This window comes from Bradyrhizobium sp. SZCCT0153, from assembly GCF_018129995.1.
GTDB lineage: Bacteria > Pseudomonadota > Alphaproteobacteria > Rhizobiales > Xanthobacteraceae > Bradyrhizobium > Bradyrhizobium japonicum_G.
The window spans coordinates 1,254,351-1,277,303 of sequence record NZ_JAFCKS010000001.1 but is presented as its reverse complement, the minus strand read 5'-3'; the positions used below and the strand labels follow the sequence as shown (position 1 = coordinate 1,277,303).

Genomic DNA, 22,953 nt, shown 5'->3' with positions numbered 1-22,953 from the left:
GGCTATTTTGCCTGCTCGAGCTTGGCGACCTTGGCGGGGTCGGACCACCAGATATCGGGGGCGCCGACGCCATTGGCATAGCGCGGTAGCTTTTGCGGATGACCGAACTGATCCCAGTAAGCAAGCCGGTGCGTCTTGTTATACCATTGCGGCACCCAATAACGGCCGGCGCGAAACAGTCGGTCGAAGGCACGGCAGGCGACGGTCAATTCCTCGCGGTTGTCGGCCGCCATGATCTTCTCGATCATGGCATCGATGGCAGGGCTGGCGACGCCAGCGAGATTGTACGAGCCCTTGGTTGCGGCGACCTGCGAAGAAAAGAACGCGCGCATGGCATCGCCCGGAGTCGCCGACATGCTGAAGCGCTGGATCGTCATGTCGAAGTCGAAATCTTCCTGGCGCGCCTTGTGTTGCACGGCATCGACCAGGCGCACGCTCGCTTCGATCCCGAGCGTCGCAAGATTCTTGATGTAGGGCGCATGGTGCGGCTGGAACGAAGCCTCGTCCAACAGGAATTCGATCCTGAAGATCTCGCCGTTCGGCAGCACCCTCTTGCCGTCCTTGATCGGCAGGCCGGCCTCGCTCAGCAATTGCTGCGCCTTGCGCAGCAGGCTGCGGTCCTGCCCGGAGCCGTCCGAAACCGGCGGCGTGAACGGTGCGGCAAACACCTCGTCGGGAACCTGGCCGCGAAAAGGCTCCAGCAGCTTGAGCTCCTCCGGTGACGGCGGCCCGTCGCTCGCCATGAGGTCCGAATTCTGGAACGGCGACACCGTACGGGCATAGGCACCGTACATGATGGTCTTGTTGGTCCACTCGAAGTCGAAGGCATCGATCAGGGCCTCGCGTACGCGAGGATCCCTGAATTTGTCACGCCGCGTGTTGATGAACCAGCCTTGCGCACCGGACGGCGTGTCGTCGGGCACGACCTCCATCTTGACGCGACCATCCTTCGCGGCGGGGAAGTCATAGCGCGTCGCCCAGATGCGGGAGGTGAACTCCTCGCGGTAGAGATAATTCTTGCCGGTGAACCCCTCGAAGGCGACATCGCGGTCGCGATAGAATTCGTAGCGCACGACGTCGAAATTATAGCTACCGCGACAGGGCGGCAGATCGGCGGCCCACCAGTCCTTCACCCGCTCGAACTCGATGTAGCGATTGACCTCGAACTTGCCGACCTTGTACGGACCCGAGCCCAGCGGGATCTCCAGAGACGTTTCGTCGAACGGCCGGGACGCATAATACGCTTTCGAGAAGATCGGCAGGCTCGCCACATAGAGCGGAACGTCACGTGCTCGCCCCTTGGCGAAGGTCACGACAAGCGTCGCATCGTCGATCGCTTCCGCGCTGACCATGTCGCGCAGCTGCACGATGATCAGCGGATGGCCCTTGGTCTTCAGTGCGGTCAGCGAAAACGCAGCATCGTGCGCAGTGAGCTTGGCGCCGTCGTGGAATTTCGCCTCGGGCCGCATCGTGAAGCGATAGACCAGCCTGTCCGGCGATATCCGCACGGATCTGGCGGCAAGCCCGTACATCGCGTCCGGCTCGTCATTCGCGCGCAGCATCAGCGGCGCAAACGTCATGTCCATGCCTTGCGCGCCATCCCCTTTCAGGATGAAGGCGTTGAGCGAGTTGAAGGTCTGATAGGACTGATTATACGCGCGCACGGAAGGAATCAGCGAGAACGTGCCCCTCTTCGGCGCGTCGAGATTGACATAGTCGAAATGGCGGAAGTCAGCCGGGTACTTGAGATCGCCGAACGCCGAGATGCCGTGCGCCTCGGTCCCCGCTTCCGACGCCGCCGCGCCGCGCAACAGCGGCGCTCCAAGGGACGCACCGAGGGCACCGCCGACACCGAAGGCTAGCACATGGCGGCGTGACATCTGCGTCATGCGGGGGATGTCCTTCACGACTTCTTTGCGATCCGCGCCGCCTTGTCTGCGTCGTACCACCAGATGAACGGGAAGCCCGACTGCCCGTATTTGGGCAACTCCGCCGGCCGACCGAAACGATCCCAGCGGGCGGTGCGGACCTTCGAATAGGTCCATTGCGGCACGACGTAGTGGTTCCACAGCAACACGCGGTCGAGCGCCTTGGTTGCCGCGACGAGATCGTCGCGCCCCGTGGCGTAGATCACTCGCTCGACCAGTTTGTCGATCGCCGGATTCTTGATGCCGGCAATGTTGCGCGACCCCGGGATGTCGGCCGACTTCGACGACCAGAATTCGCGCTGCTCATTGCCCGGCGACTGCGACTCGCCCCAGGAATTGGTGACGATGTCGAAATCCCACTCGCGGGTCCTGTTCTCGTATTGAGTCGGGTCGACCGTCCGCACGCTGACAGCGATGCCGAGCCGTTCCAGCGACGGCTTGTAGAACAGCGTGATCCGCTCGAAGCTCGGATCCGAGTTCAGCAACTCCAGGGAGAACTGAGCGCCGGTCTTGACATCGACCAGCTTGCGGTCGCGCACCTCGTAGCCGGCTTCCTTGAACAGGCGCAGCGCCTCACGCAGATTGTCGCGCACGGCTTCCGGACTGCCGCCGACCGGATTGGTGTAGGCCGTCGTGAAGACTTCGGGCGGGACCTCGGCGCGGACGGTCTCGAGGATCTCGAGCTCTTTGCCCTGCGGCAAGCCGGTCGCCATGAGCTCGTCGATGCCGTCGAAATAACTGCTGATGCGCTTGTACTGGCCGTAGAAGATCTGCTTGTTCATCTCCTCGAAGTCGAACGCACAGTTGAGCGCACGACGCACGCGAGGATCCTTGAACTTGGCGCGGCGCAGGTTGGGCACGAAAGCCTGCATGACGCCCGAGCTGCGATTGGCGAACTCCTCGAGGATCACGCGCTTTTCGCTCACGGCCGGGAAGTCGTAGGCCGTCGCCCAGTTCTTTGCGCTGTTCTCGGTGCGCCAGTCCACCTGATCGGCCTTGAAAGCCTCGATCGCGACGGTGGCATCGCGGAAATACTCGTAGCGCATCTCGTCGAAATTGTTGCGGCCCACATTGGCGGCGAAGTCGCGCCCCCAATAATCCTTGACGCGCTCCAGCGCGATCGACCGTCCGGCAACGAATTCCTTGACCCTGTAGGGACCCGAACCCAGCGGCACTTCAAGCGTGGTGGCGGAGACATCCCGCTTGCGGCCCTGCGCGTCCGTCCCCTCCCACCAATGCTTCGGCAAGACCGTGAGCTGCCCGACGATCTGCGGCAGTTCGCGATTGCCCGGCGCATCGAACACGAACTTCACCTCGCGCTCGCCGACCTTCTCGGCCTTCACCACATGGCTGTAGTACGCCGAGTACATCGGGTGGTGCTTCTTAAAGGAATCGAGCGAGAAGATCACGTCGTCCGGGGTGACCGGCTGGCCGTCGTGCCATTTGGCCTGCGGCCGCAAACGATAGGTGACGAAGGAGAAATCAGCGGGGTGGCTGACGGCCCCGGCCAGCGCGCCATATTCGGTCGAAACTTCGTCGAGCGAGGGTGTCAGAAGCGTTTCGTAGATGAACGCCACGGCACCGGCGACCTGCCCCTTCACACCCGAAACGACGATGTTGAAATTGTCGAAGGTGCCGACGGCGATCTGGCGCGCGACGCCGCCTTTGGGCGCTTCCGGATTGACGTAGTCGAAGCGCTTGAAGTCGGCGGGGTACTTGACCTTTCCGAATAGCGACAGCGCGTGGCGCCATGGGAGTTCGCTCGCCGGCTGCGCCTGCGCCGATCCAACAACGGGAACACCGAGGGCGGGAAGCGCTGCGGCAGCAGTGCCGGTGAGCAGGAGATCGCGTCGGGTAATGGCCAAATCAACATTCCTGTCTTGAAGGAGGCTACTCCTTTAAGGTCCCAATATAGGCGAGGTTTCGACGGAATATGTTGCTTTTTCCTCATCTTGGAAGCCCGGCCGCTCCATCCAATGCGGCCAAACGCCCCGATAACGTCACCGCGAGGCCCGGATATGAAAACGGCCAGGCTTTTCAGCCTGGCCGCATAGTCCAGCTCAATGCCGAGAAACCTACTTTGCCGCGGTCGGCAGCGGCTTCGGGCTGTCGGAGAGACTGTTCAGGTAAGCGATCACGTCGGCACGCTCGCTATCCTTCGGGATGCCGGCAAAGCCCATCGCAGTGCCAGGGACAGCCGCCTTGGGATTTGCGATGAACTTGTTGAGCGCATCGAAATCCCAGGTGCCGCCCTTGCTCTTCATCGCGGCCGAGAAGTTGAAGCCGCCACGGCCCTCGCCGACATGGTCGCCGACGACGCCAAAGAGGTTCGGACCAACGCGATTCGGGCCGCCCTTCTCGAAGGTATGGCAAGCGCCGCACTTCTTGGCGGCGGAGGCGCCCTTTTCGACCGAGGCGGTCTGGAGCAGCTTCTCGATCGGCTCGGAGGCTGCGGCAGGAGCGCCGCCTTCCTTGCCGTGGCCGGCGTCTTCCTTCACGGCGATCTCGAAGCCCGGCTTTTCCGGCATCTTGGGCGAGAACAGCGCACTCGCGGTGAAGCTCGTCACCAGCAGAATCAGACAGGTGCCGAGCACGGCACCGAGAATCTTGTTCAGTTCGAAAGAGTCCATTTCCGGCCAGGCCCCACACCGCAAGAAGGAACAGCGGCCGAACGGCCGCCAGGACGAGCCTCGGGAGAATCAAACATTCCTTATTGTTTCCCCGAGTTTTGCCATTGAGATATCGGTTTGCCCGGGGTCTGGCAACCCGTATAAGCGAGCGGGCTTCAGGCCCGTCCCCACCCCATTTCTCGGCGCGGAAAACGCCCCGTTTCCAGGCCCTTGACCCGATGACCGATCCCCGCATCCTGGTGCTGATCCCGGCCCGCATGGCCGCCACCCGCCTGCCCGGCAAGCCGCTCGCCGATATCGCGGGATTGCCGATGATCGTGCACGTGATGCGCCGCGCCGAAGCCGCCCGAATCGGCCGGGTGGCGGTCGCAACCGACACGGCCGAGATCGCCTCGGTCGTCACTGCCCATGGCGGCGAGGCCGTGATGACACGCCCGGAGCACCCCTCCGGCTCCGACCGTATCCACGAGGCCATGCAGAAGCTCGATCCGGACGGCAAGGCCGAGATCGTGGTCAATCTCCAGGGCGATTTCCCGACCATTACGATCGACAACATCCGCGAGGTGCTGCCGCCGCTGCAAGATCCGGCCGTGGACATCGCGACGCTGGCCTCGCAGATCCACACCCAGGAGGAGGACCTCGCACCGAGCGTCGTGAAGGCGATCGGGACCTCGCTCGGTGGCAGGCGCATGCGCGCACTTTATTTCACCCGCGCCACGGCGCCGACCGGCGACGGACCGCGTTACCACCATATCGGCCTCTACGCCTACCGCCGCGCCGCGCTAGAGCGCTACGTCTCGCTGCCGCCCTCGCCGCTGGAATTACAGGAGAAGCTCGAGCAGCTCCGGGCCCTGGAAGCCGGAATGCGCATCGACTTTACCATCGTCGATACCGTGCCCCGCGGGGTCGACACGCCGGCGGACCTTGAGACCGCGCGCAGCATCCTTTCCAAATCCTGAGCCGCTGTTACAAAGCCGAGCATGAGCAAGATGAAAATCGCATTCCAGGGTGAGCCTGGGGCCAATTCCCACATCGCTATCGTCGAAGCCTATCCCGACGCCGAGCCGATGCCCTGCGCCACCTTCGAAGACGCGCTGTCGGCGATCTCTTCGGGCGAGGCCGATCTCGGCATGATCCCGATCGAGAATTCGGTCGCGGGCCGCGTCGCCGACATCCATCATCTGCTGCCGGCCTCCGGCCTCTTCATCATCGGCGAATGGTTCTTGCCGGTCCGGCACCAGCTGATGGCGGTGAAGGGGACCAAGCTCGAGGACATCAAGAGCGTCGAGAGCCATGTGCATGCGCTCGGCCAGTGCCGCCGCATCATCCGCAAGCTCGGCATCAAGCCGATCGTGCACGCCGACACCGCAGGCAGCGCCCGCGACATCTCCGAGCGCAACAACAAGACCGTCGCCGCGATCGCCTCGCGCCTCGCCGCACAGATCTACGGCCTCGACATCCTCGCCGAGGATATCGAGGACGAGGCGCACAACACCACGCGCTTCGTGGTGCTGGCGCGCGAACCGAAATGGGCCGCGCAAGGCTCAGGTCCGCTGGTCACGACTTTCGTGTTCCGGGTGCGCAATTTGCCGGCCGCGCTCTACAAGGCGCTCGGCGGCTTTGCCACCAACGGCGTCAACATGACCAAGCTCGAGAGCTACATGGTCGACGGCAATTTCTTCGCCACGCAGTTTTACGCCGATGTCGACGGCCACCCCGAGGACAAGGGCCTCGCCTTCGCCATCGAGGAACTGAAATTCTTCTCGCGCGAATTCCGCATCGTCGGCGTGTATCCGGGGCATCCGTTCCGCGCGACATTCAGCGAGACGCAGCAGGATTGAAATCGTGTCCCGGACGCGCGGAGCGCGAGCCGGGATCCAGAAGCTCCAATGGGCCCCGGCTCTGCGGCGCACCGCTGAAGGGCGATGCGTCCGGGGCACGATAGTGTTTACGCGGCCGCTCTGAGCCCGAACGCCTCGGCCAGCAGCGAATACGACCTCTTTCGCGCGTCGTGGTCGTAGACCGCCGTGATCACCATCAACTCGTCCGGCTTGCTGGCATCGATCAATGGCTGAAGCTTTTTCTGCACCGTCACCGGATTGCCCACGAAGAGGCGCGAGCGGTTGCGCAGGATCGAGGTGCGCTCGGACGCCGTATAGGGATAGGCCGTCGCCTCCTCGACGCTCGGCAACGGCAGATACTGGCCGCGGTCGCGGCGCAGGCGGTTGAGATCGAACGAGGTGGCTAGCTTTTCGGCCTCCTCGTCGGTATCGGCAACGATAGCAGCGACCGCGAGAATCGCGCGCGGGCTCGCACTCCAGGCCGAGGGCTGGAAGCGATTGCGGTAATGCACCATCGCATCGATCGCGTCGTGGGACGCGAAATGATGGGCGAAGGCGAAGCCCATGCCGACTTGCGCCGCCAATTCCGAGGAATAATCGCTGGAGCCGAGCAGCCAGATCGGCGGCAACGGCGTGTCGTCGGGCATCGCGACGACGTTGTGGTAGGGATGCCCAGCAGGGAATTCGCGGGTCTGCCACAGGATCAATTCGTGCAGCCGCTCCAGGAAATCGTCGCCCTCGCGGCGATCGAGCCGGCTGCGAAGCGCGTACGCCGTGGCGCCATCGGTGCCGGGTGCGCGGCCAAGGCCAAGATCGATGCGGCCGGGAAACAGCGCCTCCAGCATCTTGAAACGCTCGGCCACGACCAACGGGGCGTGGTTGGGCAGCATCACGCCGCCCGAGCCGACGCGGATGTGCTTCGTCACCGCCGCGATCTGCCCGATCATCACGTCGGGCGCAGGGCTCGCGACGGAAGCGAGATTGTGGTGCTCGGCGAGCCAGTAGCGGACATAGCCGAGCCCGTCGACATGGCGCGCCAGATCGATGCTGTTGCGCAGCGCCGCGGCGGGCTTGGTGCCTGTGGTGACGACGGAGAGGTCGAGGACTGAGAGCGGGATCATCGCGCGTTAACGTAGTGGAGGGCAGCGCGGCGGCAATGGGCAGGCTGCGCAGATCTGACGTGCGGGCGGCAGGCCGGCTCGCCCTTAGCGAATGGTTGGGACAAGCGACCTCTCAATCATCAGAAATTCACGTGGCCCACACCCTTAGTTGCCTCGTCAAGCATCCAAAGATCCAATAAAGTATTGCAATACTGATATATTTATGGATCGGTGACCATCCCACGATATAGCGGATAGGAGCTAAAATTCAACATAATACGTGTGAAGTGGGCCACTTCCCATCATTGATGGGCTGTCGATCAAGCCGCCTTTGCCCTATCTTGGACCTTCGAAGCTGGACCTGACCGCCGGTCGCCTGAAATTGGAGTGAGTGGTGCCATGACTAACGCGACGATTCCCGCCCAAGCCGACGGGCAAGACGGGTACCTGAAGCGGCCTGCGATCTCCTTCGAGTTCTTTCCGCCCAAGACGGCAGATATGGAGCGCAATCTCTGGGACACCATCAACCGGCTGGCCCCGCTCGACCCGAAATTCGTCTCGGTGACCTATGGCGCCGGCGGCTCGACCCGCGAGCGCACCCATTCGACCATCTCGCGCATCCTCAAGGAAACGGCGCTGCTGCCGGCCGCGCATCTGACCTGTGTCGGCGCCTCGCGCGGCGAGATCGACGAGATCGTCGACCGCTATCACGAGGTCGGCGTCCGCCACATCGTTGCCTTGCGCGGCGATCCCGCCGGCGGCATCGGCACGCCCTATTCGAGCCATCCCGACGGCTACCAGAGCTCCGCAGACCTCGTCGCCGGCATCAAGACGCGGCACGCGGACATCGAGGTGTCGGTTTCGGCCTACCCCGAGAAGCACCCTGAGGCGCGCGACTTCGACGCCGACATCGACACGCTGAAGGCCAAGGTCGACGCCGGCGCTGCGCGCGCGATCACGCAGGTCTTCTTCGACAACGACCTCTACTTCCGCTATCTCGACCGCGTCCGCGCCCGCGGCATCGACATCCCGATCGTGCCGGGCATCATGCCGATGCACAATTTCAAGCAGGCCAGAGCCTTCGTCACCCGTGCCGGCACCTCCGTGCCGGACTGGTTCGCCGCGAAATTCGAGGGCCTCGATGACGACGCCGAGACCCGCAAGCTGGTGGCTGCCACCGTCGCAGCCGGCCAGGTGCAGAAGCTCGCCAAGCACGGCGTCGACACCTTCCATTTCTACACCATGAACCGCGCCGATCTCGTGTTCGCGATCAGCCATTTGCTCGGCATCCGCGCCAAGAGCGCGCAGAAGGCGGCGTAAGACAACATGACCGTACCCACCTCTCCGAAGCGTACCGCCCTGCTCAATGCCGCGCGCGAGCGCATCCTCGTGCTCGACGGCGCCATGGGCACGATGATCCAGAACCTCCAGTTCGACGAGGCCGCCTTCCGCGGCGAGCGCTTCAAGAATTTTCATCGCGACCTGCGCGGCAACAACGATCTCTTGATCCTGACCCAGCCGCAGGCGATCGAGGACATCCACGCCGCGTATTTGCGCGCCGGCGCCGACATCGTCGCCACCAACACCTTCTCCACGACCTCGATCGCGCAGGCCGATTACGATCTCACCGGCATCGTCTACGAGATGGCGCGCGAAGGCGCCCGCCTTGCCGGCAATGCCGCACGGCGCGTCGAGGCCGAGGACGGCAAGCCGCGCTTCGTCGCCGGCGCGATTGGCCCCACCAACCGCACCGCCTCTATCTCTCCCGACGTTTCCAATCCCGGCTACCGCGCCGTTACTTTCGACGACTTGCGCAAATCCTATGGCGAGCAGATCGACGGCATGCTCGACGGCGGCGTCGACCTGCTGCTGGTCGAGACCATCTTCGACACGCTGAACGCCAAGGCGGCGCTCTATGCGATCGCCGAGATCACCGAAGCTCGCGGCATCGACGTGCCCGTGATGGTGTCGGGCACCATCACCGACAAGTCCGGCCGCCTGCTGTCGGGCCAGATGCCGGAGGCGTTCTGGAATTCGGTGCGGCACGCCAAACCCGTCACCATCGGCTTCAATTGCGCACTCGGCGCCGAGGATTTGCGCGCGCATATCGCCGACATCGGCCGCGTCGCCGACACGCTGGTCTGCGCCTATCCCAATGCCGGCCTGCCCAACGAATTCGGCCAGTATGACGAGACCCCGGAATACATGGCCCGCCTGGTCGGCGAGTTCGCGCGCGACGGCCTCGTCAACATCGTCGGCGGCTGCTGCGGCACCACGCCGGAGCATATCGCGGCGATCGCGGCAGCCGTCGCGCCGCACAAGCCGCGCATCGTGCCGGAGATCGAGCCGCGCTTGAGGCTCTCCGGCCTCGAGCCATTCATCCTGACCGACGCCATCCCGTTCGTGAACGTCGGCGAACGCACCAACGTCACCGGCTCGGCCCGCTTCCGCAAGCTGATCACCAACGGCGACTATACGGCCGCGCTGCAGGTCGCGCGCGATCAGGTCGAGAACGGCGCGCAGATCATCGACGTCAACATGGACGAGGGCCTGCTCGATTCCGAAGCGGCGATGGTGACCTTCCTGAACCTCGTCGCCGCCGAGCCCGACATCGCCCGCGTCCCCGTGATGGTCGATTCCTCGAAATTCTCGGTGATCGAGGCCGGCCTGAAATGCGTGCAGGGCAAGCCGGTCGTGAACTCGATCTCGATGAAGGAAGGCGAGGACAAGTTCGTTCACGAAGCCGGGATCGCCCGCCGCCACGGCGCGGCCGTCGTGGTGATGGCGTTCGACGAGGCCGGCCAGGCCGATACGTTCGCGCGCAAGACAGAGATCTGCAAGCGCGCCTACGACATCCTGGTGGACCGCGTCGGCTTTCCGCCGGAAGACATCATCTTCGATCCGAACATCTTCGCGATCGCAACCGGCATCGAGGAGCACAACAATTACGGCGTCGACTTCATCGAGGCGACGCGCTGGATCCGCAAGAACCTGCCGGGTGCGCACATCTCGGGCGGCGTCTCCAATCTGTCGTTCTCGTTCCGCGGCAACGAGCCGGTGCGCGAAGCCATGCATTCGGTGTTCCTGTATCATGCCATCAAGGCCGGCATGGACATGGGCATCGTCAATGCCGGGCAGATGATCGTCTATGACGACATCGATGCCGAGCTGCGCCAGACCTGCGAAGACGTCGTCCTCAACCGCGATCCGGGCGCGTCCGAACGCCTGCTGGCGCTGGCGGAAAAATTCCGCGGCAACAAGACCCAGACCAAGGAAGCTGATCTGGCCTGGCGCGAATGGCCGGTCGAGAAGCGGCTGTCGCATTCGCTGGTGCACGGGATCACCGAGTTCATCGAAACCGATACCGAGGAAGCCCGCAAGGCGTCGAAGCGTCCGCTCGACGTGATCGAGGGCCCGCTGATGGCCGGCATGAACGTGGTCGGCGATCTCTTCGGCGACGGCAAGATGTTCCTGCCGCAGGTGGTGAAATCCGCCCGCGTCATGAAGCAGGCGGTGGCCTGGCTGATGCCGTTCATGGAGGAGGAAAAGGCGCGCAACCTCGCCAACGGCATCGGCACCGAGGGATCGAGCTCCGCCGGCAAGATCGTGCTCGCGACCGTGAAGGGCGACGTCCACGACATCGGCAAGAACATCGTCGGCATCGTGCTCCAGTGCAACAATTTCGAGGTCATCGACCTCGGCGTGATGGTGCCGGCCGCCAAGATCGTCGAGACCGTGAAGGCGGAGAAGGCCGACATCGTCGGCCTGTCCGGCCTGATCACGCCTTCGCTCGACGAGATGGCGTTCTTCGCCGGCGAATTGCAGCGCGAAGGTCTCAAGCTGCCGCTCTTGATCGGCGGCGCCACGACGAGCCGGGTGCACACGGCGGTGAAGATCGACCCGAGCTACCGCGCCGGTCCCGTCGTCCATGTCAACGACGCCAGCCGCGCCGTCGGCGTCGCCTCCTCGCTGCTGTCGCCCGAGAAGCGCGACGCCTACGCCGCCGAGGTGCGGGCCGAATACGCAAAAATCTCGGATGCGCATCTGCGCGCGCAGGCCGACAAGAAGCGGCTGAAGCTGGCGGCGGCGCGCGCCAACCGCGTGCCGGTCGATTTCGCGGCGAACAGGCCGGTGAAGCCGACCTTCCTCGGCACCAGGAGCTTTGACGACTACGATCTCGCCGAGCTCGTGCCTTATATCGACTGGACGCCGTTCTTCCAGACCTGGGAGCTTGCCGGGCGTTTTCCGGCCATCCTCGACGATGCCAAGGTCGGCGAGGTCGCGCGCTCGCTCTACGACGACGCGCGTAAAATGCTCGACCTGATCGTCAAGGAGAAATGGTTCCGGGCACGCGCGACGGTCGGCTTCTGGCCGGCGAATGCCGACGGCGACGACGTCGTTCTCTATGCCGACGAGAGCCGGACCAGGAGCATCGCGACGCTGCACACGCTGCGCCAGCAGCTCGAGAAGCGCGAAGGCCGCTTCAACGCCGCGCTCGCCGACTTCGTCGCGCCTGCGGGCGTGCCCGACTATGTCGGCGGCTTCGTCGTCACCGCGGGGATCGGCGAGGATGTGGTCGCCGACCGCTTCAAGATGGCGAACGACGATTACTCCTCGATCCTGTGCAAGGCGCTGGCCGACCGCCTCGCGGAGGCCTTCGCCGAGCGCATGCATGCCCGCGTGCGCCGCGAATTCTGGGCCTATGCGCCGGACGAGGCGCTGTCGCCCGACGATCTGATCCTCGAAAAGTACCAGGGCATCCGCCCCGCGCCCGGCTATCCCGCCCAGCCCGATCACACCGAGAAGGCGACGCTGTTCGAGCTGCTCGACGCCGAGGCGACCGCCGGCGTAAAGCTGACCGAGAGCTTTGCGATGTGGCCGGGCTCTTCCGTGTCGGGGCTCTATTTCGCGAACCCCGAGAGCTATTATTTCGGCGTCGGCAAGATCGAGCGCGACCAGGTCGAGGACTACGCCGCGCGCAAAGGCATGAGTGTGGCGGAGACCGAGCGCTGGCTCGCGCCGGTCTTGAACTACATCCCGTCGCAGCAGGCGCCCGACAAGGCCTTTACGGCGACGCCGGCGAACGACGAGACGTCGAAGGAGCTTGCCTCGCATCCGCCCGGCTGCACCTGCGCGGTGCATCTCGTCTGGCAGAAGAAGCGCGCGGGGGCGGGATAGCCCGCCTCCAGGGCAAAAAACGGGAAAACAACCCCATGCACAGTAGGGATGGGGTTGAAAAAGCTCGATAGATTTTCGGTCTTGCCGAAACGGCTTGCTCCGTCGGGCAAAACACCTGTAATATTCCATCATCGCCTGCTGCGGCCGTTACGCATTCCACGGCGACAGTCTGGATTGCTTCGCTGCGCTCGCAATGACGGAGCAAGTGGCGGCCCGGACCTCCGGCACACAAGCAACAGACATAACTTCGCTCGCGGGAACCCGCAGCTTGTGAACTCGATCACTTGTCCGCTCAACCTTGATTCGCTACGCTGTCGGTCTACTACCTTCAAACCGACGGTTTGCTTGGGGTCGAACATATGAAGCAGTTCATTGCACTCTTCGTCGCCGCGATCGTTCTTGTCGTGCTGCCCACGATTGCCTCGGCGGACTGTCCGAAAGGCTACGTGCCATGCGGCGAGCGAAGTCAGTTGTGCTGCCCAGGCAAGTAGCAAGCCGCAAATGGCTTTGGCTTGGTAGTGGAGTCTTTGTCGCGCTGGCCCTCGTGATGGTCGCGGTCTGGGTCGGATTTCCGCGAAAGAAGCAGACGATCACGGCGATCCTCTCCGAAACCGGATATTTCGAGGTGGTGCCGCCGAGCACGTTCGGGGGCCCCGGCACGATCAACACGATCGAATATCTCACCAACGGCCGGCTGGAGCTGCATCCGACCTGCGAGGTCGATCCCGCGCTGCTGACCGGCAAGATCCAGAAATCACCGACCGTGGACCGCGACCTCAAGCAGTCGCTCGAGAAGAATCTCGACGTGTCCGCGCAGGTCAGGGACAAGCTGTCCGCCGTCGCCGGCATGCAGCAGGTCGACTCGATCCACCTCAAGCTCGAGAATGCCAACATCCTGCTGATTTCCGACGAGTCGCTGATCTCGACCCGGAATGCGTTGCTGAAGGCCGAATGCGAGGACGCGGTCACCCAGAACATTTCGAGCGGGGGCGTCGTCTGCCAGACGCGGTCGGTGCTGGAAGCCGACGTCGTCTACGAGATCAAATACCACAACAAGATCTCGATGGAGGAGAAGGCCAAGCTGACCTCCGAGATCGCGGCGAAGCTCGACCTGGAGGCACACCAAGGCTCGGACGACAAGGTCTCCGGCTCCCAATTGTTCTTCGGCATCAGGCTGTCGCCGAGCCCGATCGTCCTGAAGAACGCGACGGGCGAGATCAAGCCCTGTACGCGGAAGTAGGATCGACGCCGCACCTCACCCCTGCCGTGAACGCAACGCGCGCTCGCCGCGACCAATGGCGGTCGCCGCCGAAGATCAGGGGAATCGGATGCTGAACGCCCAACAATTGATGTGGACACAGATCGCCGCCGGCATCGCCGTGCTGCTGTTTGGATTGATGCTGTTCAACCTGGTCCGCATGCGGGGCCGGATGCAAGCCGCGCGAAGCTGGGACAAGGTGGATGGGATCATCACGGTCTCCCGGGTCGACCAGCCCTCGGCGCACGCCTCGGACGATCGGAACGACGCCAGGCCCATCATCCGCTATCGCTATCAGGCCGGCGGCCAGGAGCTGGAAAGCGACAAGATATTTGTCGGCGGCCCCGTCATCACGACGCGGGTTCTGGCCGCAAAACTGGCCGGACGATATCCGGTCGGCGCGCATGTCGACGTCCATGTCGATCCGAGGCAACCGACCGAGGCGCTGCTCGAACCTGCTGCCGCGCAGAACGTCGCGGCGCTGGTGGCGTTCACGATGGTGTTCGGCGTCATCGCCGCCACCCTGACCGCGCATTCGCTCGCCGGCCACGTTCTCTACGCCGACAACGGCGTTCCGCTGTTCGCGTTTGCGCTGCCGATCATCGTGCTCGTGGGCGGCATGTTCTGCGTCGCCGAGTATGTCCGGACGCGCCGGCTGGCGAGCGCCAGCCTGCGCTGGCCGACCGCGTCGGGCAGGGTCACGCATTGCGACGTGATCGAGGAGATCATCGAGGAGAAGACCGACCACGACGATAAACCGACGACGTCAAAGCTTGTACACCGCTATCAGATCGATCTGCGCTACGCCTACAGGGTCGGCAAGCGCGACTTCATCGGCACCGAAGTCGATTGGGGCGGCACCATGATCTCCGGGCTGCGCGAGGTCGCCGAAAAGGCCGCGACGAAATATCGTCCCGGGCAGAAGGTCAACGTCTATTACGATCCGGACCAGCCGGGACAGGCGGTGCTGGAGCCTGCGAGCCGGGAAGGCGCGCTGGGTCCGCTGATCGGTGCCGCGGTCTGCGCGATCGTCGGCGGCCTTTTCCTGACGATCCTGATCAAGGTCGGGTTCGCGTAGCGGCGTGTGATGCGGCTCACCCCTTCGGCGGTGCCAGCGGCTGCACGATCTCCCGGAACGGCGCCAGCGCCTCGCAGGCGTCGGCGTGAGCCGACAGCGCCGGATAGCACGAGGCCTCGAACAGAAGCGGGTGCGCCTCGCGGGTGAAGCGCACGACGCAGGCCACCGCGACATCGGCGTGGCCGATGCGCATCCCCAGCCAGTACGGCGTCGTCACCTTGGCGCGCTCGGCCTCCAGCGCTTTCAGAACGTCCGCGATCTGCGCCTCGCAGCGCTCGACCCACAGCGCAAGCTGCTCCTTCCGCAGCACGCGCTCGTACAGCAGGCTCACCGCCTTGTCGCCGAGACCGGAGGCGAGCGCGCAGATGCGCAGATGCTTCCGCCGCTCGGCGCCGCTTCGCGGCAGCATCGCCTTCTCCGGTCCGACGAGCTCGTCGAGATAGTCCAGGATGATCGTGCTCTCGATCAGCGCCTCGCCGTCTTCGAGCACCAGCGTCGGCACGCGGCGCAGCGGATTATAGGGCGCGATCTTGTCGGCATCGCCGAAGGTCGACCACGGCCTGTGCTCGAAGGCGAGCCCGTAGAGCCGGAGCGCGATCGCGACGCGGCGGACGAAGGGGGAATCGTATTGGCCGATCAGGAACATGGGTCACCTCTCGTCATTGCCGGGCTTGACCCGCCTGCGGGCCGAAGCCCCTTCGGCGCGGCGAAGGCCCGGCAATCCATCTTCTTCACAAGGTCATTATAGGATAAGGATGGATGCCCGGTTCAAGTCCGGGCATGACGATTTCGGACCGAGGCGCGATCTCATGCGATATCTGCTGCCTGGCATTTCCGGACTTTTGATCGCAACAACCATCGCCCATACGCAGGACCGCCCGATCGGCTTCCAGACACCGTCGAAGAACATCGCCTGCCAGTTCTTCACCGATAACGGCCAGGGCGTTCTTCGCTGCGACATCATGAACCTGGAAAGCCGCCCGCGCCGGCCCGCCGATTGCGAACTCGAATGGGGCAACGCCTTCGAGATGAGCGCAAAGGGAGCCGCGGGACGCATCTGCGCCGGCGACACGGTGATGGATCCGTCGTTGCCGGTGCTCGCCTATGGCGAGGTGTGGCAACGCGGCGGATTTACCTGCCGGTCGGAGCAGACCGGGCTGACATGCTTCAACGCGATGCAGCGGGGATTTTCGCTGGCAAGGGCGAAGCAGGAGGTGTTTTGAGTTTGTAAGCACACATGAGCGGAGCGACATGTGGGCGCGGTAGCCCCGGATGTCGCTTCGCTCATCCGGGCTGCGATACCGTCGGGTCGAGGGGCGGCGCGGCCGCAATGCATTCCGTCATTGCGAGCGTAGCGAAGCAATCCAGAACCTCTCCGCGGGCGCAGTCTGGATTGCTTGGTCGCAAGGGCTCCTCGCAATGACAGTGAGGGGGTAGGCCGCAGACTATTCAATAATCGGCACATGCCTCGCCGCATTGCGCGACACTGTGCCATCAAGCCGCGGATCGTCGGCGATCTCGATCTGGCGGCGGAACGGGCGGAAGCCGGAGCGCTGATAGAACGCAACGGCGGACGGATGGTCGAAGGTGCAGGTGTGCACCCAGACGCGGCGGAGGTCGCGTGACCATGCGAGCTCCAGCGCGCGGTTCATCAGGAAGTGGGCCGCGCCCGTCCCGATCAATGGCGAGGTAACGCCGAAATAGACCAGCTCGCATTGGCCGGCCTCGCGAAAGTCCAGCTCCAACAGGCCTTCATCGCGGCCGTCCACGACAAGTGCATAGATCTCGACGCCCGGTGCATGGATGATTGCGGCGAGCTCGGCGTCGTTCATGCGCGCCCGTGAAAACCACAACCACTCCTCGCCGACGCGGCGATGGAGATCGCGATACCAATGAAGCGCGGGGGCATCGGCCCTGCGCAGCGTCCACGCGCCTGGCGGATCGTCACGGCGTGAGGGGCGCGCGGTCATCTCCAGATGAGTGACGACGGCGGCGATCTTGCCGGCGGGGACGTCGGAATAGCCATCGGGAAGGATCATGGTTGGTTGCTTCCCTTCGTATTGGGTCGAAGGACGGTGCCGTTTGAGGAGCGGCAGCAGCGCCACACGCCGTCATTGCGAGCGCAGCGAAGCAATCCAGACTGTCTCCGCGGCGGCAGTCTGGATTGCTTCGTCGCAAGGGCTCCTCGCAATGACAGGGAGAGAGAGCGTGTGCCGCTACCCCTCCCCCTCATCACTCGCCAGCACGCCCTTCACCGCACGCGCCCAGCCCGCGAGCTTCCGCTCGCGCGTCGCCTGGCTCATGTTCGGCTTGAAGCGATGCTCGAGGCGCCAGTTGTCGGCGAATTTGGTCGGCTCGGGATAGACGCCGGCCTCGAGGCCGGCGAGATAGGCGGCCCCCAGCGCCGTGGTCTCCTGGATCACGGGGCGATCGACCGGAGCGTCGAGCAGATCGGAAAGGCGCTGCATGGTCCAGTCGGACGCCGTCATGCCGCCGTCGACGCGGAGCACGACGCTGGCGGTCTCCGAGCTCGGCCAATCCGCGCGCATCGCGGCCCAGAGATCGAAGGTCTGGTAGCAGACGCTCTCCAGTGCGGCATGCGCGAGCTCGGCGGGGCCGGTGTTGCGGGTGAGGCCGAACAGCGCGCCGCGGACGCGCGGATTCCAGTAGGGCGCGCCCATGCCGACGAAGGCCGGCACCAGATAGACGCTCTGCATCGAGTCGGACTGATCGGCAAGAGGTCCGGTCTCGGCGGCGTGCTTGATGATGCCGAGGCCGTCGCGCAGCCACTGCACCGCCGAGCCCGCGACGAAGATCGAGCCTTCGAGCGCGTAGGTGCGTTTTCCCGCGAGCTGATAGGCGACGGTGGTGAGCAGCTTGTTCTTCGAGACGACCGGCGTGGTGCCGGTGTTGAGCAGCGCGAAGCAGCCGGTACCGTAGGTGGACTTCATCATGCCCGGGCGGAAGCAGGCCTGGCCGATGGTCGCGGCCTGCTGGTCGCCGGCGATGCCGGAGATGGCGATGGCGCCGCCGAAGAGATCAGGCACGCTCTCGCCGAAGCGGGCGGAGGAATCCTTCACCTCGGGCAGCATCGAGCGCGGCACGCCGATGATCTCCAGGAGTTCGTCGTCCCACTGTCCGGTGTGGATATTGAACAGCAGCGTGCGCGAGGCGTTGGTGGCGTCGGTGGCGTGCACCTTGCCGCCGGTGAGGCGCCACAGCAGATAGCAGTCGACGGTGCCGAACATCAGCTCGCCGCGCGCGGCACGCGCCCGCGCGCCGGGGACGTGGTCGAGGATCCATGCGACCTTGGTGCCGGAAAAATAGGGATCGATGATCAGGCCGGTCTTCTGCGAGATCACCGGCTCGCGGCCTTCTGCTTTCAGTTTGGCGCAGATGTCGGCGGTGCGGCGGTCCTGCCAGACGATGGCGCGGTGCACGGCCTGGCCCGTGGCGCGGTCCCACACCACGGTGGTCTCGCGCTGGTTGGTGATGCCGATCGCGGCAATGTCCCTTGCGCCGATGCCGGCCTGCTCGATCGCGTCGCGGCACACCATCACGGTCGAGGTCCAGATGTCCTCCGGCTCGTGCTCGACCCAGCCCGAGGCCGGGAAATGCTGCGGGAATTCCTGCTGCGCGCGGGCCGCGATGGAAATGTCGCTGCGGAACACGATGGCGCGCGAGGAGGTGGTGCCCTGGTCGATGGCGAGGACGAAAGACATGGTAGCTACCCTGGCGTTTTCTTGGCGTTGTCCCGAGAGGGATCATTGTGTCGCGCCAAGAAAAGGGGATTGGCAGGGGAAGGTCAAGCCGAGAGGCGCTTACCCTCCCCTGGAGGGGGAGGGTCGGCTCGCATTGAGCGAACCGAAATGTGAGACGGGGTGGGGTGATCTCTCCACACGGGCGGCTTTCGACGCGGAGAGACCGTCACCCCACCCCGCTACGCATTTCGCTGCGCTGCATGCGTAGCGACCCTCCCCCTCCAGGGGAGGGTAAGAGAAGCGGGCTCGAAACATTATGTTCGGCGATGTTTCAGGGGCGCTGTTTCCGCCTCACGCGATCCGCAGAGTTCGACATGGATGCGTTCGAGCACGGCGGTCAGATCGCTTGTGATCTCAGAATTCCAGAAGCGAATGACGCGATAGCCCTTCGTTCTCGAGCCAGCTCTGCCGTGCACGATCTCGGTCGGCCGTCTCATCTTCGTTATGGTGTCCGCCGTCGAGTTCGATGATCAGGCGCTTTGCTGGGCAGAAGAAGTCGACAATGCAAGAACCGATCGGTGCTTGTCGTCGGAAGTGCGAGCCTTCGATCGGCATTTCCTTGATGGCGCGCCAAAGCATCCGTTCATGCGGCGTCGTATTTGCCCTCAACTTCTTCGCGGCGGCGCGGCGTATTGATGTGGAGACCATTGCCGTGGCTTCACCCCACCCCGCTCACGCTTCGCGCGAGCGACCCTCCCCCTTCAGGGGAGAGTAAAGTGGAGCGCGCTCGCGGCAAAATTGCAAGTGAAAGAGAGCTACACCGCGGCCGTGGTCACGCCGCCGTCGATGACGATGGTCTGGCCGGTCATGAAGCTCGACGCATCCGAGGCGAGGTAGGCGACGGCGCCGGCGATCTCGTCGGGTTCGCCGATGCGGCGGAGCGGCGTGGTGGCGGTGCGGCGCTTGAGGTTGGCTTCGTCTTCCCACAGCGCGCGGGCGAAGTCGGTCTTGACGAGGCCGGGCGCGATGCAGTTGACGCGGACGCCTTTCGGGCCCCATTCGCCGGCGAGCGAGCGGCACAGCGCGAAGTCGGCGGCTTTGGAGATGCCGTAGGCGCCGATCACGGTGGAGCCGCGCAGGCCCCCGATCGAGGAGATGATGACGACGGAGCCATTGCCGCGCTCGGCCATCTGCGGGATCGCGAGCGCCGAGAGCCAGATGTTGCTCTTGACGTTGCTGCCCATGATCTTGTCGAAGGCCTCGTCGGTGATGTCGAGCAGCGGGCCGTAGTAGGGATTGACCGCGGCGTTGCAGACGAGGATGTCGATCTTGCCGTAGTGTTTCGTTGCGCCCGCGATCAGCGCCTCGACTTCGGCCTTGCGGGCGATGTTGCAGGGAATGACGACGGCATCGCCGCCGGCCGCCTTGATGCCGTCGACGACCTCCTGGCAGGCCTCGGCCTTGCGCGAGGACACCACGACCTTGGCACCGAGCTTTGCCAGCAGCTCGGCGGAGGAGCGGCCGATGCCGCGGCTGGAGCCGGTGACCACGGCGACCTTGCCGGTGAGATCGAACGGGGTGTTTTTCATTGTTGTTGCCTCGCTGACGCCGCGTACTCCGTCATTGCGAGCGGAGCGAAGCAATCCAGGATCTTTCCGCAGAGAAAGTCTGGATTGCTTCGTCGCAAGTGCTCCTCGCAATGACGGTGGAGAGACCTAGATCAACCCGCCGCCATCGGCGACGCGGCGCTGGTGGTAGTCGGTGTCGCCGAACGAGTTCTCGATCATGGTGAGGCGCTTGAAGTAGTGGCCGATCTTCGCCTCCATGGTCATGCCGATGCCGCCGTGGAGCTGGATCGCCTGCTGTCCGACGAACTTCAGCGACTTGCCGATCTGCACCTTGGCCGCCGCAATCGCGTTGGCGCGCTCCTTGGCGTTCTCGAAATCGCCGGCCATGGTCGCGAACATCGACATCGATCTCGCTTGCTCGGTGGCGACGAACATGTCGGAGGCGCGGTGCTGGAGCGACTGGAACGAGCCGATCGCGACGCCGAATTGCTTGCGCGTCTTGATGTACTCGACCGTGGTCTTGAGCGACTCGTCCATCAGACCGACGGCCTCGGCGCAGAGCGCGATGCGGGCCTCGTCGACGACGCGCTCGATCAGGGCGAGCGAGTCCTCGGGATTGCCGATTACGGCGTCGCTGCCGACCTCGACACCGGTGAAGGTGATGTCGGCGGCGTGCAGGCCGTCCTGGGTCGGGTACGACTTCTTGGTCACGCCCTTGGCGTTCGCGGGCACCAGGAATACGCCGATGCCGGTCTTGTCGCGACGGTCACCCCTGGTGCGCGCGGTGACGATGAGCGTATCGGCGTTCTCGCCGTTGAGCACGACGAATTTCTCGCCGTCGATGACGTAAGCCTCGCCCTTCTTCTTGGCGGTCGTGGTGACGTCGAACAGATCGTAGCGCGAGTTCTTCTCGAGCTGGGCGAACGCCAGCGTCTTGCTGCCATCGACGATGCCGGGCACGTGCGCGGCCTTCTGCGCATCGGTGCCGGCATGGCGCAGGAAGCCGCCGCCGATCACGACGGTTGCGAGATAAGGCTCGAGCACCAGCGCCTTGCCCAGCGCTTCCATCACGATCATGGTCTCGACGCCGCCGCCGCCGAAGCCGCCATCGGCTTCCGCGAAGGGCAGGCCCAGCAGGCCCTGCTCGGCCAGCTTGCCCCAGACCGCTTTGCTCCAGCCGCCCTTCTCCTTCATGTATTTCTTGCGGCTCTCGAAATCGTAGGAATCGGTCAGCAGGCCGTCGATGCTGTCCTTGAGAAGCCGCTGCTCCTCGTTCAAATCAAAATCCATGTTCTTTGGTTCCTCGTACCCGGACTATTTGGCTTCGTCATTCCGCGATGGCCCGAAGGGCCAGGCCCGGAATCCATAATCCCGATTGGTGGTTATGGATTCCGGGCTCGCGACTTCGTCGCGCCCCGGAATGACGGTGGAAGAATTGCCCTCCCCGCCTCCGCGGAGAGGAGAAGATCACAGCCCCAGCACGGCCTTGGCGATGATGTTGCGCTGGATCTCGTTGGAGCCGCCGTAGATCGAGACCTTGCGATTGTTGAAGTAGCTCGGCGCGATCTGGGCGGTCCAGTCCATGGCTTCGTTCGAGCCGTCGTCGCCGTGCACATCGTAGGGCGCAGCGAACGGGCCGATCACTTCCATCAGGAGCTCGGTGGTGGTCTGCTGGATCTCGGAGCCCTTGATCTTCAGCACGGACGAGGCCGGATTGGGCTTGCCCTTGCCGTGCTTGCCTTCGTCGGCGACAACGCGCAGCTGGGTCAGCTCGAGCGCCTTCAGCTCGATCTCGCAGGCCGCCAGCTTCTCGCGGAACGCGGCGTCCTGGATGATCGGCTTGCCGGCGGATTCGACCTTGCCGGCGAGATCGCGGATGCGGCGCAGCCGCTCCTTGGAGACGCCGACCCGGGCGATGCCGGTGCGCTCATTTCCGAGCAGGAATTTCGCGTAATCCCAGCCCTTGTTCTCCTCGCCGATCAGGTTCTCGACAGGCACCTCGACGTCGTCGAAGAACACCTCGTTGACCTCGGCGCCGCCGTCGATGGTCTGGATCGGGCGCACGGTGACGCCCTTCGACTTCATCGAGAACACGATGAAGGAGATGCCCATCTGCTTCTTGGCATTGTTGTCGGTGCGGCAGAGGCAGAAGATCATGTCGGCGTGCTGGGCCAGCGTGGTCCAGGTCTTCTGGCCGTTGATGATCCACTTGTCGCCCTTGCGTTCGGCCTTGGTCTTGAGCGAAGCGAGATCGGAGCCGGAGCCGGGCTCGGAGAAGCCCTGGCACCACCAATCGTCGACATTGGCGATGCGCGGCAGATACTGCTTCTTCTGCTCCTCGTTGCCGAAAGTGTAGATGACGGGGCCGACCATGCTGACGCCGAAGGCGAGCGGCTGCGGCGCCGGATAGGACTGCAGCTCCTCGTTGAAGATGTAGTGCTGCACCGATGTCCAGCCGGTGCCGCCATATTGCTTCGGCCAGTGGCTGACGCCCCAGCCCTTCTTGTTGAGGATGCGCCACCAGGTCACCATCTCGTCCTTGGAGAGGTGGCGGCCCTCGACCAGCTTGCGCCGCGTGTCCGGCGGCACGTTGTCGCGGAAGAATGACCGCACTTCCTCGCGAAACGCCTGCTCTTCTTTCGTGAATGCGAGATCCATCGGATCCTCCTGT

At 64.3% G+C, this 22,953-nt stretch carries 19 protein-coding genes; 7 read left to right on the top strand and 12 right to left on the bottom strand.

The annotated features are described in order from the left end of the window. Positions 1-2 precede the first annotated feature (2 nt). The 3 genes from JQ572_RS06180 to JQ572_RS06170 all read right to left on the bottom strand — a co-directional run bounded on the left by JQ572_RS06180 (position 3) and on the right by JQ572_RS06170 (position 4,558). Complete coding sequence (locus tag JQ572_RS06180; RefSeq protein ID WP_211382053.1) at positions 3-1,889, bottom strand: extracellular solute-binding protein; 1,887 nt, start codon at positions 1,887-1,889, stop codon at positions 3-5. A 14-nt stretch (positions 1,890-1,903) separates the two neighbouring features. Continuing rightward, positions 1,904-3,793 (bottom strand): extracellular solute-binding protein, encoded by a 1,890-nt coding sequence (locus tag JQ572_RS06175; protein ID WP_211382052.1) that lies wholly within the window; start codon positions 3,791-3,793, stop codon positions 1,904-1,906. Between the two features lie 210 nt (positions 3,794-4,003). Beyond that, entirely contained in the window at positions 4,004-4,558 is a 555-nt protein-coding gene (locus JQ572_RS06170; RefSeq protein ID WP_211382051.1) for a c-type cytochrome, read from the bottom strand. Between the two features lie 218 nt (positions 4,559-4,776). Here JQ572_RS06170 and JQ572_RS06165 point away from each other — a divergent pair, with 218 nt between their 5' ends. After that, a complete protein-coding gene (locus tag JQ572_RS06165; RefSeq protein WP_211382050.1) occupies positions 4,777-5,517 on the top strand; it encodes a 3-deoxy-manno-octulosonate cytidylyltransferase in 741 nt (246 codons plus the stop codon). Positions 5,518-5,538: 21 nt separating this feature from the next. Continuing rightward, on the top strand, positions 5,539-6,399 hold the full coding sequence (locus JQ572_RS06160) for a prephenate dehydratase (protein WP_211382049.1): 861 nt from the start codon (positions 5,539-5,541) through the stop codon (positions 6,397-6,399). A 107-nt stretch (positions 6,400-6,506) separates the two neighbouring features. On the opposite strand, the gene JQ572_RS06155 is transcribed toward JQ572_RS06160, so the two are convergent. Further along, positions 6,507-7,520: an LLM class flavin-dependent oxidoreductase gene (locus JQ572_RS06155; protein WP_211382048.1), complete on the bottom strand. Its 1,014-nt coding sequence runs from the start codon at positions 7,518-7,520 to the stop codon at positions 6,507-6,509. A 378-nt stretch (positions 7,521-7,898) separates the two neighbouring features. On the opposite strand from JQ572_RS06155, the gene metF reads away from it, so the two are divergent. The 4 genes from metF (at position 7,899) to JQ572_RS06135 (ending at position 15,013) form a co-directional block, all read left to right on the top strand. Next, positions 7,899-8,819, top strand: a complete 921-nt coding sequence (gene metF / locus JQ572_RS06150; RefSeq protein ID WP_211382047.1) for a methylenetetrahydrofolate reductase [NAD(P)H] — start codon at positions 7,899-7,901, stop codon at positions 8,817-8,819. A 6-nt stretch (positions 8,820-8,825) separates the two neighbouring features. Next, a complete protein-coding gene (metH, locus tag JQ572_RS06145) occupies positions 8,826-12,677 on the top strand; it encodes a methionine synthase (RefSeq protein WP_211382046.1) in 3,852 nt (1,283 codons plus the stop codon). A 451-nt stretch (positions 12,678-13,128) separates the two neighbouring features. Then, positions 13,129-13,917: a hypothetical protein gene (locus JQ572_RS06140; RefSeq protein WP_211382045.1), complete on the top strand. Its 789-nt coding sequence runs from the start codon at positions 13,129-13,131 to the stop codon at positions 13,915-13,917. Positions 13,918-14,005: 88 nt separating this feature from the next. Next, entirely contained in the window at positions 14,006-15,013 is a 1,008-nt protein-coding gene (locus JQ572_RS06135; protein ID WP_249128825.1) for a DUF3592 domain-containing protein, read from the top strand. 16 nt (positions 15,014-15,029) lie between these two features. Here JQ572_RS06135 and JQ572_RS06130 read toward each other — a convergent pair whose 3' ends face one another. Next, complete coding sequence (locus JQ572_RS06130) at positions 15,030-15,659, bottom strand: glutathione S-transferase family protein (protein ID WP_211382043.1); 630 nt, start codon at positions 15,657-15,659, stop codon at positions 15,030-15,032. A 163-nt stretch (positions 15,660-15,822) separates the two neighbouring features. Between JQ572_RS06130 and JQ572_RS06125 the strand changes: the two genes are divergently transcribed. Beyond that, positions 15,823-16,236 carry a DUF6636 domain-containing protein gene (locus JQ572_RS06125; protein WP_211382042.1) on the top strand — a complete coding sequence of 138 codons (414 nt, stop codon included), beginning with the start codon at positions 15,823-15,825 and terminating at the stop codon, positions 16,234-16,236. 222 nt (positions 16,237-16,458) lie between these two features. Here JQ572_RS06125 and JQ572_RS06120 read toward each other — a convergent pair whose 3' ends face one another. The 7 genes from JQ572_RS06120 to pimC form a co-directional block, all read right to left on the bottom strand. After that, a complete protein-coding gene (locus tag JQ572_RS06120; protein WP_211382428.1) occupies positions 16,459-17,052 on the bottom strand; it encodes a GNAT family N-acetyltransferase in 594 nt (197 codons plus the stop codon). A gap of 177 nt (positions 17,053-17,229) precedes the next feature. Beyond that, positions 17,230-18,735 (bottom strand): glycerol kinase GlpK, encoded by a 1,506-nt coding sequence (gene glpK, locus JQ572_RS06115; protein WP_211382041.1) that lies wholly within the window; start codon positions 18,733-18,735, stop codon positions 17,230-17,232. Positions 18,736-19,028: 293 nt separating this feature from the next. Next, positions 19,029-19,211 carry a DUF559 domain-containing protein gene (locus JQ572_RS35315; RefSeq protein WP_283814051.1) on the bottom strand — a complete coding sequence of 61 codons (183 nt, stop codon included), beginning with the start codon at positions 19,209-19,211 and terminating at the stop codon, positions 19,029-19,031. Continuing rightward, positions 19,129-19,422, bottom strand: a complete 294-nt coding sequence (locus tag JQ572_RS35310; RefSeq protein ID WP_283814050.1) for an endonuclease domain-containing protein — start codon at positions 19,420-19,422, stop codon at positions 19,129-19,131. Before JQ572_RS35310 ends, JQ572_RS35315 begins: the two co-directional genes overlap by 83 nt. A 107-nt stretch (positions 19,423-19,529) precedes the next feature. Further along, complete coding sequence (locus JQ572_RS06105; RefSeq protein ID WP_211382040.1) at positions 19,530-20,303, bottom strand: SDR family NAD(P)-dependent oxidoreductase; 774 nt, start codon at positions 20,301-20,303, stop codon at positions 19,530-19,532. A gap of 126 nt (positions 20,304-20,429) precedes the next feature. After that, a complete protein-coding gene (pimD, locus tag JQ572_RS06100; protein ID WP_211382039.1) occupies positions 20,430-21,572 on the bottom strand; it encodes a pimeloyl-CoA dehydrogenase small subunit in 1,143 nt (380 codons plus the stop codon). Positions 21,573-21,749: 177 nt separating this feature from the next. Beyond that, entirely contained in the window at positions 21,750-22,940 is a 1,191-nt protein-coding gene (gene pimC / locus JQ572_RS06095) for a pimeloyl-CoA dehydrogenase large subunit (protein WP_211382038.1), read from the bottom strand. Between the last annotated feature and the right edge of the window lie 13 nt (positions 22,941-22,953).